The 13,694-nt window shown below is 57.2% G+C and carries 14 protein-coding genes; all 14 read left to right on the top strand.

Features of this window, described 5'->3' with window-relative positions:
* The first annotated feature begins 12 nt into the window (after positions 1-12).
* The 14 genes from dnaJ (at position 13) to gltX (ending at position 13,688) form a co-directional block, all read left to right on the top strand.
* Entirely contained in the window at positions 13-1,185 is a 1,173-nt protein-coding gene (gene dnaJ / locus FX155_RS04690; RefSeq protein WP_154487902.1) for a molecular chaperone DnaJ, read from the top strand.
* Between the two features lie 106 nt (positions 1,186-1,291).
* Positions 1,292-1,801 (top strand): hypothetical protein, encoded by a 510-nt coding sequence (locus FX155_RS04685; RefSeq protein ID WP_154487901.1) that lies wholly within the window; start codon positions 1,292-1,294, stop codon positions 1,799-1,801.
* Between the two features lie 488 nt (positions 1,802-2,289).
* Positions 2,290-3,231: a 50S ribosomal protein L11 methyltransferase gene (gene prmA, locus FX155_RS04680; RefSeq protein ID WP_154487900.1), complete on the top strand. Its 942-nt coding sequence runs from the start codon at positions 2,290-2,292 to the stop codon at positions 3,229-3,231.
* 1 nt (position 3,232) lies between these two features.
* Positions 3,233-3,967, top strand: a complete 735-nt coding sequence (locus FX155_RS04675) for a 16S rRNA (uracil(1498)-N(3))-methyltransferase (protein WP_326831109.1) — start codon at positions 3,233-3,235, stop codon at positions 3,965-3,967.
* Positions 3,968-3,979: 12 nt separating this feature from the next.
* Positions 3,980-5,293, top strand: coding sequence for a tRNA (N(6)-L-threonylcarbamoyladenosine(37)-C(2))-methylthiotransferase MtaB (mtaB, locus tag FX155_RS04670; protein WP_154487899.1), 1,314 nt, complete (start codon positions 3,980-3,982; stop codon positions 5,291-5,293).
* Between the two features lie 28 nt (positions 5,294-5,321).
* Positions 5,322-5,657 (top strand): histidine triad nucleotide-binding protein, encoded by a 336-nt coding sequence (locus tag FX155_RS04665; RefSeq protein ID WP_022487445.1) that lies wholly within the window; start codon positions 5,322-5,324, stop codon positions 5,655-5,657.
* A 107-nt stretch (positions 5,658-5,764) separates the two neighbouring features.
* The gene (rpsU, locus tag FX155_RS04660; protein ID WP_012938095.1) at positions 5,765-5,941 is read left to right on the top strand and encodes a 30S ribosomal protein S21; all 177 of its coding nucleotides are present in this window, start codon (positions 5,765-5,767) and stop codon (positions 5,939-5,941) included.
* Positions 5,942-5,977: 36 nt separating this feature from the next.
* Entirely contained in the window at positions 5,978-6,427 is a 450-nt protein-coding gene (locus FX155_RS04655; protein WP_022487444.1) for a GatB/YqeY domain-containing protein, read from the top strand.
* A gap of 87 nt (positions 6,428-6,514) precedes the next feature.
* Positions 6,515-7,699, top strand: a complete 1,185-nt coding sequence (locus tag FX155_RS04650; RefSeq protein WP_154487898.1) for a pyridoxal phosphate-dependent aminotransferase — start codon at positions 6,515-6,517, stop codon at positions 7,697-7,699.
* A gap of 156 nt (positions 7,700-7,855) precedes the next feature.
* Positions 7,856-8,725: a M48 family metalloprotease gene (locus tag FX155_RS04645; RefSeq protein WP_022487442.1), complete on the top strand. Its 870-nt coding sequence runs from the start codon at positions 7,856-7,858 to the stop codon at positions 8,723-8,725.
* Between the two features lie 475 nt (positions 8,726-9,200).
* Complete coding sequence (locus FX155_RS04640; protein WP_154487897.1) at positions 9,201-9,680, top strand: CarD family transcriptional regulator; 480 nt, start codon at positions 9,201-9,203, stop codon at positions 9,678-9,680.
* 198 nt (positions 9,681-9,878) lie between these two features.
* The gene (locus FX155_RS04635; RefSeq protein ID WP_154487896.1) at positions 9,879-10,988 is read left to right on the top strand and encodes a PIN/TRAM domain-containing protein; all 1,110 of its coding nucleotides are present in this window, start codon (positions 9,879-9,881) and stop codon (positions 10,986-10,988) included.
* 16 nt (positions 10,989-11,004) lie between these two features.
* Positions 11,005-12,192 (top strand): 2-C-methyl-D-erythritol 4-phosphate cytidylyltransferase, encoded by a 1,188-nt coding sequence (gene ispD / locus FX155_RS11685; protein ID WP_022487006.1) that lies wholly within the window; start codon positions 11,005-11,007, stop codon positions 12,190-12,192.
* A 23-nt stretch (positions 12,193-12,215) separates the two neighbouring features.
* Complete coding sequence (gene gltX / locus FX155_RS04625; RefSeq protein ID WP_022487007.1) at positions 12,216-13,688, top strand: glutamate--tRNA ligase; 1,473 nt, start codon at positions 12,216-12,218, stop codon at positions 13,686-13,688.
* The last annotated feature ends 6 nt before the right edge of the window (positions 13,689-13,694 follow it).

The raw sequence follows: 13,694 nt of genomic DNA, 5'->3' as shown, positions 1-13,694 counted from the left end.
AGGGAGATACGGATGGCAGAGAAGAGAGACTACTATGAAGTGCTGGGCGTTTCCAAAAACGCCACAGCCGATGAGCTGAAAAAGGCCTACCACAAACTGGCCCGGAAGTATCACCCCGACCTGAACAAAGACAATCCGGAAGCAGCGGACAAATTCAAAGAGGCCAACGAAGCCTACAGTGTCCTCAGCGACCCCCAGAAGAGAGCGGCCTATGACCAGTACGGCCATGCTGCTTTCCAGAACGGAGGAGGACCCGGCGCTGGTGCCGGCAACCCCTTCGGCGGCGGGTTCCAGGGCTTTGGGGGTTTCGGCGGCGGAGAAGGCATGGACGACATCTTCAACATGTTCTTTGGAGGTGCCGGACGGGGCGGTTCCAGCCGGCGGGCCGACAATGGTCCCCGGCAGGGGTCCGACCTGCGGATGGACCTGCAGATCACCTTTGAAGAGGCCGCTTTTGGCACGGAGAAGAAAATCCGCCTGAACCGGGAAGAGGAATGTGAAACCTGTCACGGTTCCGGGGCGGCTCCCGGCAGCACGCCGGAAACCTGTCCGGACTGCCATGGTACAGGGGAGATCCGGGTTACCCAGAATTCTCTCTTTGGCCAGGTGGTCAACGTCCGGACCTGTCCCAAATGTCATGGTACCGGGAAGATTGTCACCAATCCCTGCAAGGACTGCCATGGCACAGGCCGGGTGAAAAAGAAACGGATGCTGACGGTGAAGATCCCTGCCGGCGTGGACAATGGGTCCCGTCTGCGGGTGGCCGGCGAAGGGGAAGCCGGGCTCCGGGGCGGACGTCCCGGGGACCTGTACGTATACCTGTACGTGAAACCCCACAAGTTCTTTGAACGGGACGGCACCACCGTAACCTGCGAAGTGCCCATCAACATCGTCCAGGCTACCCTGGGGGCGGAGATCGAGGTGCCCACCCTGTACGGCCAGGTGAAGGTGAAGATCCCGGAAGGGACCCAGCCCAACAAGATCCTGCGTCTCAAAGGGAAAGGGATCGTATCCCTGCGGTCGGGTCAGAAGGGCGACCAGATGGTCCGGATCAAAGTGGTGATCCCCACCGGGCTCAGCGAGGCCCAGAAAGAGGCCCTGCGGAAGTTCGGCGATGCCAGCGGAAGCACCATCAATCCGGAAGAAAAAAGTTTCCTGAACAAAATCAAAGATCTGTTCAAGTAAAGATGAAAATGGCTGCTGTACGTGTATTGACACGTGCAGCAGCCATTTTTTCATATATGGACTCTTCTCTGGAATGATAAACCAAATAAAAAACTTAATAAAGACTATGGATATACAAAATATCACGCCGGACAGACCCACCCCCATTCCGGAAGGGAAGGGGACGGTGGACGAACCTTCCATCCGGGAATTCAGAGGGGCGGATGACCATGACAATGGCGGCCGGACCTGGTACCGGGAAAAGAAGTCCATCCCCTTCTTTAAAGTGCTGGACGGCAAGGTGACCAACTACGGTACTTTTGACGTGGAAAGCATGCCGGAGAAGGTGGAAATCACTCCCAGCGGCATGCGTCTGCCGGAACCGGATCAGGAAAAGACCCAGCACCGGGAATATACCACCACCCTGATCCTGCCGGGTGGGGAAGGGACCTACCGGCTGGTGTATAACGGAGTCTCCTTCAACATCCACGCTGTGGATGCAGCGGCTCGCCAGCTGCTGGAAGCGGGGGATCCGAAGAAAAACGAAGAACTGTCCGAAGCGGCCCTCCACACCGGGTTCCAGAAAATGGGCCTGGGGCTGGAAGACTTGAAGGCGGTGTATGTGAGATTCAATTGATGGGCACAAAAAAGGACTGCTGCGGCAGTCCTTTTTTGTGCCTGTCAGCGGCCGAAGGAAAAAAATTGCAGGCAAATTTTTTTGAAGGAAGACGCAGCCGGAGGCTGCTAACCCACCACCATTGCGCAAGCGCAACGGTCCCCCGCCCTTGCAAAGGGCGGATATACGCTCGGGCTGACGCCCATTGCTTTTTACATCAGAACAGAAAATTTCTGTACGGGTTCTATGTTTCAAAACAAGGGGTCTTGCGCCCCGCGTTTTTATCCGCCCTTTGCAAGGGCGGGGGTATCCATGCGCAGCATGGGTGGTGGGTTAGCAGCCCCATGGGCTGCGTTTCCCTTCAGAGAAACCTGCTGCAGCGGGTTCCTTCCATAACGATGAATGATGAACAATACTCTGGGCCCGTGATCACTTACCCACTTACCCACTTTTTCTCCCCCTCACAATATGGTATAATAATACGATATCTGTACAAAGGAGCGTTACATATGGAATCTTGGCTGCAAGTTAGCATAAAAGTTACCCATGAGGCTGTGGAGGCTGTGGCGGATCTGCTCCGGGAGGTGGGGGCCCGGAACGGGGTGGAAATCGAAGACCCTCTGCTGCTGAACCAGCTGCGGGAAAGTGCCACCTGGGAACTGTGCGACATCCCCCATCAGGAAAATACGGAAGTGGTCACTGTTTCCGCCTACTACCCGGAAAACGACCAGCTCCAGCAGAAACTGGACGCCATTGAACAGGGACTCCAGGCCATCGAAGGCCGGATCGGGAAGTTCCGGTTCGGGCCCACTCTGTTCCGGCAGATCAGCGAAAAGGACTGGGCCAACACCTGGAAGCAGTATTTCCACACCACCAAAGTGGGGAAGAAGATCGTGATCAAACCGTCCTGGGAAACCTACGAACCCCAGGGGGACGAGAAGGTCATCGCCCTGGATCCGGGAATGGCCTTCGGCACCGGCACCCACGCCACCACCAGCATGTGCATCCAGCGGCTGGAAGACCTGGTGACTCCGGACTGTGAAGTCTTCGATGTGGGCACCGGCAGCGGCATCCTGGCCATGGCGGCGGCTTTGTTGGGAGCCAAGACCATCCACGCGGTGGACATCGACGAAAAGGCCGTGGAAGTGGCCAAAGAGAACATTGCCCAGAACGGGCTCAGCAGCCGGATCACCGTGAACCAGGGGAACCTGCTGGACGGCACCCCGGGCCAGGCGGATCTGATCATTGCCAACATCATTGCGGACATCATCATCCTGGTACTGCCGGAAGTGGCGGTGAAGCTGCGGCAGAACGGCCGGTTCCTGGCCAGCGGCATCATCGAGGAACGGCTGCCGGATGTGGAAAAAGCGGCCAGGGAAAACGGCTTCACCTTCCTGGATGTGAAACGGAAGGCGGGCTGGTGTGCCGTGACCATGGGAAAGGAAGGCTGACGTGTACCGGTTCTTTGTACCCCGGGATTTCGGGGAAACCATGTTCATCGACGGCCAGGACGCCCATCACATCACCCATGTGCTGCGGATGAAGCTGGGGGAACAGCTCCAGATCGTAAGCCTGGACCAGGTGGCGGCGGTGATGAAGATCACCGGCTTCGGGGAAAACCGGGTGGACCTGGCTCTGGTGGAAACCCTGGAAAAAAGCCACGAACCTTCGGTGAAAGTGACCCTGATCCAGGGGCTGCCCAAACAGGACAAACTGGAATGGGTGATCCAGAAGGCCATTGAACTGGGGGTCACGGAGATCCGCCCGGCCATCATGGACCATTCGGTGGTGAAGGTGGACCCGGCCAAGGCGGACAAAAAGCAGGAACGGTGGCAGAAAATCGCCGAAGCGGCGGCCAAGCAGAGCAAACGGGACATCATTCCCCAGGTGGCCCTGCCGGCCAGGTTCCGGGACATTGTGACCCAATGTCCGGCGGAACTGAAGATCGTGGCCTATGAAGTGGAAGACACCCGGGGCATCCGGGAGGTACTGGCGGCCCATAAGGAAGCAGCCTCCATCGCCTTCCTGATCGGTCCGGAAGGGGGCATCTCCAAGGACGAATTCGCTCTGACTCAGGAACTGGGCTGGCATTCGGTAAGCCTGGGGCCCCGGATCATGCGGACGGAAACGGCGGCTCTGGCCACCCTTACAGCCATTATGTACGAAACAGGGAATTTGGGAGGATAAGGAAAACACAGCATGAAGAAAATCGCTTTTTATACACTGGGATGCAAGGTGAACCAGTCGGATACCGCATCCATGGAGAAACTGTTCCGGGATGCGGGCTATGAGATCGTGGATTTCGAGGAGCCGGCGGACATCTGTCTCATCAACACCTGCGTGGTGACCAACATGGGCCAGAGCAAGAGCCGGAAGATCATCCACCGGGCGGCCCGGCGGGATCCCAAGCCTCTGATTGTGGTCACCGGCTGCTATCCCCAGACTTCTCCTGACGAAGTGGTCCACATCGACGGGGTGGACCTGATCATCGGGAACCAGGATCGGAGCAAGGTGGTGGAACTGGTCCGGGAACGGCTGGGAGAAAGCCCGGAAGAAGCGCCCATCAACGCGGTCCACGATCTGCCGGTGGGACGGGAATTCGAAGAACTGGATGCGGCAGTGGATGCCAGCCGGAACCGGGCCTTCCTGAAGATCCAGGAAGGATGCGACCAGTACTGCGCCTACTGCATCATCCCCTACGCCCGGGGCCATCTCCGCTCCCGGTCCCTGGAAAACATCCGGGAAGAAGTGGCCAAGCTGACGGCGGAACAGTACAAGGAAATCGTCCTGATCGGCATCCATCTGGGCTGCTACGGGAAGGAAATCCCCGGGGGACCCCATCTGTCCGACGCGGTGAAGGCGGCTCTTTCTGCACAGCCCCAGGTGCCCCGGCTGCGGCTGGGGAGCCTGGAAAGCGTGGAAGTGGAAGACGCCCTGCTGGAACTGATGGCCCAAGAGCCCCGGCTGTGCGCCCATCTCCATCTGCCCCTCCAGGCAGGCTGCGACAGCACCCTGAAACGGATGCACCGGCCCTATGACACGGCCAAATTCGCCCAGCTGCTGGAGAAGATCCGGAGCCTGGTGCCCAATGTGGCCATTACCACCGACGTGATCGTGGGCTTCCCCGGCGAAACGGAAGAGGATTTCCAGGCCTCCCTGGACTTTATCCGCCAGTGCCGGTTCAGCAAGATCCATATTTTCCCCTATTCCCAGCGGAAGGGGACCCCGGCGGCGGTGATGCCGGACCAGATCTCCAACCAGGAAAAACAGGACCGGGTCCACCGGCTGGAAGAAGTGGACCGGGAAGGGAACCTGGCTTACCGGCAGGAACAGATCGGCCGGGAAAGCACCGTGCTCTGGGAGCGCCGGAACAAAAAGAACGGCCTGTGGGAAGGGCTCACTCCCGGGTATGTACGGGTGTATGCGGACAGCCCGGAAAACATGAAGGGAAAAATTTCTCCCGTTCGTCTGGAAAAGCTCTTTGAGGACGGGCTGAAGGGTGATATAATATAAGATATTCCATGAACAGGGGGGTGAGACTGTGACTGACTGCGTATTCTGCAAAATCGTTTCCGGGGAGATCCCCAGCAAACGGGTTTACGAAGATGACCAGGTGATCGTAATCAACGATCTGAATCCCGGGGCGCCGGTCCATGTGCTGGTGATTCCCAAGGAACATACGGAGAATATCCTCACCGCATCCCCTGAGATCCTGGTCCATGTGAAGAAGGTACTGCCTGAGATTGTTAAGAAACTGGGCATTGCCGAAAAAGGCTTCCGGATTGTGGTGAACACCGGCGTGGAAGGGGGACAGACTGTCCCACACCTCCATTTCCACATTCTGGGCGGCAAGGAACTGGGATGGCCTCCCTGCTGAGAAAAGGCAGATTTTCTGTTGACAGAGACTGCATTTTTACGGTATAATGGCTAGGTGTTAATGTTAAATTACACTTCCCGAAAGAGATCGTGGAGGGAGGGATATAGATGACTGAGATCAGAGTTGGCAAAACCGAATCTTTGGACAGCGCTCTGCGCCGTTTCAAACGGGCTACGCAGAAAGCGGGCGTCCTGTCCGAAGTAAGAAAACGCGAACACTATGAAAAACCCAGCGTAAGACGGAAAAAGAAGTCTGAAGCTGCTAGAAAACGCAAATCCAGATAATCTTCATTGACTTGATTTGATTTGGGGGCGTGGAAGATGTCTTTACGAGAGATTCTGCAAACCGATATGAAACAGGCCATGAAAGACCGGGAAAACGGCAAGCTTCGGCTGGCCGTTTTGCGTATGGTATGGGCTGCCATTCGGAACAAGGAAATTGACGAAAAGACAGAACTGAAGGATGACGCTGTACTGGCTGTCATCATGAAGGAAGTCAAACAGAGAGAAGATACCATCAAAGAGGTCAAGGACGCCAACCGTCCTGATGTGGTGGAGAAAAATCAGCAGGAAATCGAAGTGCTGAAGAAGTATCTGCCCCAGCAGCTGAGCGATGACGAACTGAAGGCCATTGTGGCGGAAGCCATTGAAAAGACCGGAGCCAAATCCATGAAGGATATGGGCAAGGTCATGGGCACCGTCATGGCACGGACCAAAGGCCAGGCAACCGGCCAGCGGGTGAATGCCATGGTAAAGGCTTTGTTGGGCTGAGAAGAGGAGAGGGACTGTTGCTTGCGCAACGGTCCCTTTTTTTATGTTATAATAGTACCAACTCTACAGAGAAACACAGGTGATCTTATGGTAAACGAGAAAATGTATGAACTGGGTTCGAAAAAATCCACCATTCGGACCATTTTTGAATACGGCCAGAAACGGGCCAAAGAAGTGGGAGCGGAGAACATCTGCGACTTCAGCCTGGGGAACCCCAATGTGCCGGCCCCTGACTACATCAAGGAAGCTGTCATCGACATCATGAACGAACTGCCGCCCCAGGCCATTCACAGCTACACCGTGGCCCCCGGGAAACCGGAAGTCCGGGAAACCCTGGCCCAGGACATCAACCGCCGGTTCGGCACCCATTTCACCGGGGCCAACCTGTTCATGGTAGGGGGCGCTGCTGCGGCCATTACCATCTGCTTCAAGGCCCTGGCGGAAGAAGGGGATGAATTCATCGCTTTTGCCCCGTTCTTCCCGGAATACCGGTGCTTTGTGGAATCCACCGGGGCCAGCCTGAAAGTGGTACCCGCCCGGACGGAAGACTTCCAAATCGACTTCGCCGCCGTTGAAAAACTGGTGACGCCCCACACCAAAGGGGTCATCGTCAACTCTCCCAACAACCCCAGCGGTGTGGTGTATTCGGAAGAGACCATCAGGAACCTGGCAGCAGTGCTGGAAAAGAAGGAGAAGGAATACGGCCATCCCATTTTCATCATCGCCGACGAACCCTACCGGGAAATCGTCTACGGGGATATCCAGGTGCCTTACATCCCTCTGTACTACAAGAACACCCTGGTGTGCTATTCCTACAGCAAATCCTTCTCCCTGCCCGGGGAACGGATCGGCTATATTGTGGTGCCCGGTGAAGTGGCGGATTTTGCCAAAATGTTCGGAGCCATTGCCGGGGCAGCCCGGGTGGAATGCCATGTGAACGCCCCTTCCCTGTGGCAGCTGGTGGTGGCCCGGTGCGCCGGGAAGCCGTCCAATATCGCTCCCTATGAACGGAACGGACAGCTGCTGTATCAGGGCCTGAAGGAAGCCGGATTCACCGTGCTGAAGCCCCAGGGGGCCTTCTACCTGTTCCCCAAATGCCTGGAAGAGGACGATTATGCCTTCTGCGAACGGGCCAAAAAGTACGACCTGCTCCTGGTGCCGGGTACGGATTTCGGCTGCCCGGGGTATTTCCGGGCCAGCTACTGCATCAGCTATGACACCATCAAAAAGTCCCTGCCCTTGTTCAAGAAGCTGGCGGAGGAATATAAATAAAATCGTTTACGCATAACGGACCGGTTTAAGGCGGGTTTCCCGGCGTGGAACCCCTACGGAGCCGATGAACGCAGTCAGGAGCCTGACGGCTTCCACGAACCCGTAGGGGCCGCATGCCGGGCGGCTCGCTTCTGTATGTGAAGAGGAGGGAGCACGGTGAGCGCCCTTTTGATGATCGTTTCTTTCTTTGTGAACTACCTGCTCCTGTCTTTGTGGAGCCCGTTTTTCCTGCTTCTGGCGGCTTTCTTCCTGCCGCCGGAGACCCTCCGGACCCTGGATGCCAGCCCCGGCTGGCAGCAGTGGCTGATGACGGTACTGATTCTGGTGCCGGGGCTTTTGATGCAGCTGCCCTTTTTTCAGCGGGTGATGATTTTCACCAGCGGGTGGAAATCTGCCCAGGGCCCTTACCGGCAGGTGCTGGAACAGGCTCTGGAGCCGGTGATCCGCCGGGGCGGACTGGAAGGGGAGACCTTCCATCTGTACGTGAATCCGGAAAAATCCTTCAACGCCTGTGCCCTGGGTGACAACAACATCATCGTCAATGAGCCCATGTTCCAGTATTTCACCGTGGAGGAGCTGTCCGGGATCCTGGCCCACGAAATGGGCCACCTGCAGAAGGGACACACCTGGAAACTGCTGCTGCTCTGGGGCATGTCCACGGCCAACCGGGCCTGTTTCCGGATTTACAGCCTGTTCCTGGCTCTTTTGACGGTGCTCCAGTTCATCCCTGTGCTGGGGTTCATCCTGGTGTTCTTCTGCATCGTGATGAACTTCATCCTCCGGCTGGGGAACTGGCTGCTGGGGTGGCCTCTCACCCTGTTCAACCGGTACTGTTCCCGGCAGGATGAATATGCCGCCGACGCCTACGCCTGTCAGCTGGGCCTGGGGCCGGAACTGTACAGCGGCCTGGCCAAGCTGGACACCATGTACCACAATCCCCAACTGGGATTCTTTGGCAGGATGCTCTCTGATCACCCGGCCACCGATGACCGGTTGGAGCGGATCCGGGAGGAGAGCGGGATGTGAGAGGCAGAAGGGGAAATTTTGCAGGCAAAATTTTTTGAAGGAAAACGCAGCCTTCGGCTGCTAACCCACCACCAGCCGGGCGGCTGGTCCCCCGCCCTTGAAAAGGGCGGATATATGATTGTACGCCGGGCTGATGCGCTGGTGCATAAGCAATCGGCCGAAGCTCCGGGCGGCTATCCGCCCTTTGCAAGGGCGGGGGTATCCATGCGCAGCATGGGTGGTGGGTTAGCAGCGTCAGCTGCGTCCTCCTTAATGGCCAGATGGGGCGCATCTGGCTTCCTTCGGCCATTGACAATTGACCATTGACAATTGACAGCAGGTGCCGTGAAAACGGCACCTGCTTTTTCACAAAAAACCGTTGACATCACCATAAGATAAGTGTTATAATCTAGAAATTTGACTTCTTGCAACATCCGTGCTACAATAAATACAGTTGTTGGTATTGTATCTACTCTGTACGTAAGGAGGTAGCAGAATGTTTGCAGTGGGCGATAAAGTGCTGTACCCCATGCATGGGGCGGCTGTGATAAAGAATGTGGAGCAGAAACAGATTGACGGTCATCCGGTCAACTATTTTGTGCTGAAGATGCTGCTCAGCGATATGAAGGTGCTGATCCCGGAAGTCAATGTGGATAAAATCGGGCTCCGTCCCATTGTGAACAAGGCCATCCTTCCCAAGGTGGAAGACGTGCTGAAGGCCCGGCCGGAAAACAAGATGAAGCGGATCACCTGGAACCGCCGGTACAACATGTACGTGGATAAAATGAAGACCGGGGACATCTTCGAAGTGGCGGACGTGGTCCGGACCCTGGCAGTACAGGAAACGGAAAAGAAGCTGTCCGCCGGGGAACGCAGGCTCCTGACCACCGCCAAGCAGATCCTCCTCAGTGAGTTCATGCTGGTGGAAAGCGTGGATGAAGAAAAAAGTGAAAAATGGCTGGATCAGTTTGTGTGATTTTCTGGCTTGGAAATTTGCCTGCAAATTTCATCATGAGGCCATTGACCATTAACAATTGACCATTGACGGGAGGTGTGAAATAATTTTTCACACCTCCTTTTTTACACTTTATTCCAATTTCTGTTGCAATCTCTTTTCTTTATTTTCGTATTATTGTACAATAAACTTTGAAATGTTGCGCAAGGAGGTGAAACTATGGTTGAGAAAATCATCAAATTTGTCGTTATCCTGGTCTTTGCTGCCCTGGGGGTTTTCCTGATGGAAATCGCCACGCCTCTTCTCAGTGAATTCGTTTCTTCGGATTACCTGAAACTGGGGTTTCTGGGGGTGACGCCTCTGAACCTGATTCTGGGGGTGGTCGGGGCCCTGATCTTTGGGTACATCGGCAAGGCTGCCGCCACGCCCCTGATCCATTCCACCCTCCATTATTCGGAGATCCTGGCATCCTATCTGGCGGATCTGCCCACCGGGGACATTTTTGTCCTGTCCATCGGGGTGATCACCGGACTGGTGGTAGCCACCCTTTTGGGGACGGCCTTTTCCCGTCTGCCCATTGTGGGGCCGTACATCTCCCTGATCTTCAGCATCATGGGGGCCATCATCGGGGCCAAGGTGGCGTTGAACAAACGTGAGGATATCCTTTTATTCTTTAACCGAGTCTGGTTTGCCCGGAACAAGGACAATGCCCGGAAAGCCAGTGCCCGTAATGCTTCCCGCACTTATAAACTGTTGGATACCAGCGTTCTGATCGACGGCCGCATCCTGGATGTGATCCGGCTGGGGTTCCTGGAAGGGATCATCGTGATCCCCAAATTCGTCCTGGAAGAGCTCCAGAAGATCGCCGATTCCGGGGATACCCTGAAACGGAACCGGGGCCGGAGAGGGCTGGACATTGTCCGGGCCATCCAGGGGGACAAAAACGCGGTGGTGGAAATCGCCGACAAGGATTATGACGACATTACAGAAGTGGATACCAAGCTGGTCCGTCTGGCCAAAGAGCGGGGCGGCATGGTGGCCACCAATGACTTCAACCTGAGCAAGGTGGCGGAGATCCAGGGGGTCCGGGTGCTGAACATCAACGACCTGGCCAATGCCCTGAAGCAGTCCGTACTGCCGGGAGAAGAGCTCCAGATCTATCTGGCCAAGGAAGGCAAGGAACCGGGCCAGGCCATCGGCTACCTGGATGACGGTACCATGGTGGTGGTGGAAGGGGGCAAGCGCTGCGTGAACTTCACCGTGCCGGTGACGGTCACCTCCGTGCTCCAGACTTCTGCCGGACGGATGATCTTTGCCAAACTGAAATAAGATAAGGAATGATGGGATGGAAAAGGAATTGGTTTGCATCATTGCCGCCGCAGGTATGGGAAAACGGCTGGGTTTGGGGTATAATAAAAATTATGCCTCTGTCCGGGGAATCCCCATCCTGGTCCGGAACCTGCATCAGCTGAGCCAGGTGCCCGGCCTGACCCTGGCCCTGGTCACTGTGGCCAAAGGGGAAGAAACGGGAGCCCGGCAGCTGCTCCAGGAGTGGCAGGACCGGCAGTTCCCCGGCCTTGCCTGGCAGGTGGTCACCGGCGGGAAAGAGCGGCAGGATTCTGTGGCCCATGCCCTGGCGGCTCTGCCTGAGGATGCCTCCTGGGTGGCGGTCCACGACGGGGCCCGTCCCTTTGCCGGGCCGGAACTGTTCCAGCGGGTGTGGGACAAAGCCCGGGAAACCGGGGCGGCCATTGCTGCAGTGCCCTGCAAGGATACCATCAAAGTGGATGACTGCGCCGGTTCTGTGGACCACACCCTGGACCGGAGCCGTCTCTGGGCGGTCCAGACTCCTCAGATCTTCCGGCCGGAGCTGCTCCGGGAAGGATTCGCCCTGGCCCGGGAACGCCGGCTGGATGTGACCGACGATGCCAGCCTGGTGGAAGCCCTGGGCGGTCAGGTGGCCCTCATCATGGGGGACTATGACAACCGGAAGATCACTACGCCGGAAGACCTGGCCTGGGCTCAGGATCTGGCAGAACGCAGGGAGGGAAAGCCTATGGAATTCCGGATCGGATCCGGGTATGACGTGCACCGGCTGGTGGAAGGCCGGCCTCTGATCCTCTGCGGGGTCACTGTGCCCTGGGATAAAGGACTGGACGGCCATTCTGACGCGGATGTGGCTCTCCATGCCCTGATGGACGCCCTGCTGGGGGCGGCGGGCCTGGGAGACATCGGCCGGCTGTTCCCGGATACGGACGACGCCTATCTGGGGGCGGACAGCCGGAAACTGCTGGCGGCGGTGCTGGAGAAGCTCCGGGCAGCCGGCTGGCAGGTGAACAACGTGGATGTGACCATCATCGCCCAGCGTCCCAAGCTGGCTCCCTATGAGCCGGCCATGCTGGAGAATCTCATCGCGGACCTGGGGCTGCCCCGGGACGCGGTGAACGTAAAGGCCACCACCACGGAAAAACTGGGCTTTACAGGCCGTGGAGAAGGCATTGCTGCCGAAGCCGTGGCCAGTCTTACAAGATAAAAAACCTTTGGGAGGAAGATACAATGGAAAAGAAACTGAAAGTACGTTTTGCACCCAGCCCTACCGGGCCGTTCCACATCGGAGGCGCCCGGTCTGCGCTGTTCAACTGGCTGCTGGCCCGGAAGGAAAACGGGGTCATGCTGCTGCGGATCGAAGACACCGACCAGGACCGGTCCAAACCGGAATGGGAAGCCAACATCAAAGCGGCCCTGAAATGGCTGGGCATCGACTGGGATGAAGGGGTGGATGTGGGAGGCCCCAACGGCCCCTACCGGCAGATGGAACGGCTGGACATCTACAAGAAATACACCGACAAGCTGCTGGCAGAAGGCAAGGCCTATTACTGCTACTGCACTCCGGAAGAACTGGAAGCGGAACGGGAAGCCCTGACCGCCCAGGGGAAGACGCCCCGGTACATGGGGAAATGCCGGAACCTGACTCCGGAGCAGCGGGCCGCCTACGAAGCGGAAGGCCGGAAACCCACCATCCGGTTCCGGGTGCCGGAAGACCAGGATATTGTGGTCCACGATGAAGTCCGTGGGGACGTGCATTTCGATTCCAACGGCATCGGGGACTTTGTCATCGTGAAAAGCGACGGGATCCCCACCTACAACTACGCCGTGGTCATCGACGACGCCCTGATGGGGGTCAACTGTGTGATCCGGGCGGAAGAACATCTGTCCAACACGCCCCGGCAGCTGCTGCTGTACGATGCCCTGGGATTCGAAAAACCCACCTTCGGTCATATTTCCCTGATCCTGGGACCGGACCACAAGAAGATGAGCAAACGGCACGGGGCCACTTCCGTGGACCAGTACCGGCAGATGGGCTACCTGCCTGACGCCATTGTGAACTTCCTGGCTCTCCTGGGCTGGGCGCCCAATTCTGACCAGGAAATCTTCTCCCGGGAAGAACTGATCCAGCAGTTCTCTCTGGACCATGTGGCCAAGAACCCGGCGGTATTCGACATCAAGAAACTGAACTGGCTGAACGCCCATTACATGCGCCAGCTGTCCGACGAAGACTATGTGGCTTTTGCCGTACCCTTCATGAAGGAAGCCGGGTACATGACCGGGGAAGAAACCGGGGACAAGCTGGAATGGCTGAAGAAAGTCATCCTGACCGCCCGGGACCAGGCGGAATTCGGGAAGGAAATCCCGGAAAAAGTGGCCCTGTACTTCACTGACGAATTCGACTTCGAAACTCCGGAAGCGGAAGCCGTGCTGAAGGAAGAAACAGTGCCCCAGGTGATGAGCCTGTTCCTGGACAAACTGGCAGCTGCGGAAAACCTGGACCATGCCGGCACCAAGGCCCTGTTCAAAGCCGTCCAGAAGGAAACCAAGCTGGGGGGCAAGAAAGTGTTCATGCCTGTGCGGGTGGCTCTCACCGGCAACCAGCACGGACCGGAACTGGCGGAAATGATTCCCCTCCTGGGCAAAGACCGTGCGGCCGCCCGGATCCGGGGCAGCCTGGCCAAAGCCGGCGTGAACCTGTAAGGAAAG

This window comes from Acidaminococcus fermentans (genome assembly GCF_009696675.1).
Lineage (GTDB): Bacteria > Bacillota > Negativicutes > Acidaminococcales > Acidaminococcaceae > Acidaminococcus.
Note: the sequence above shows the minus strand (reverse complement) of the source record. Positions and strands in the feature narration are given on the sequence as shown.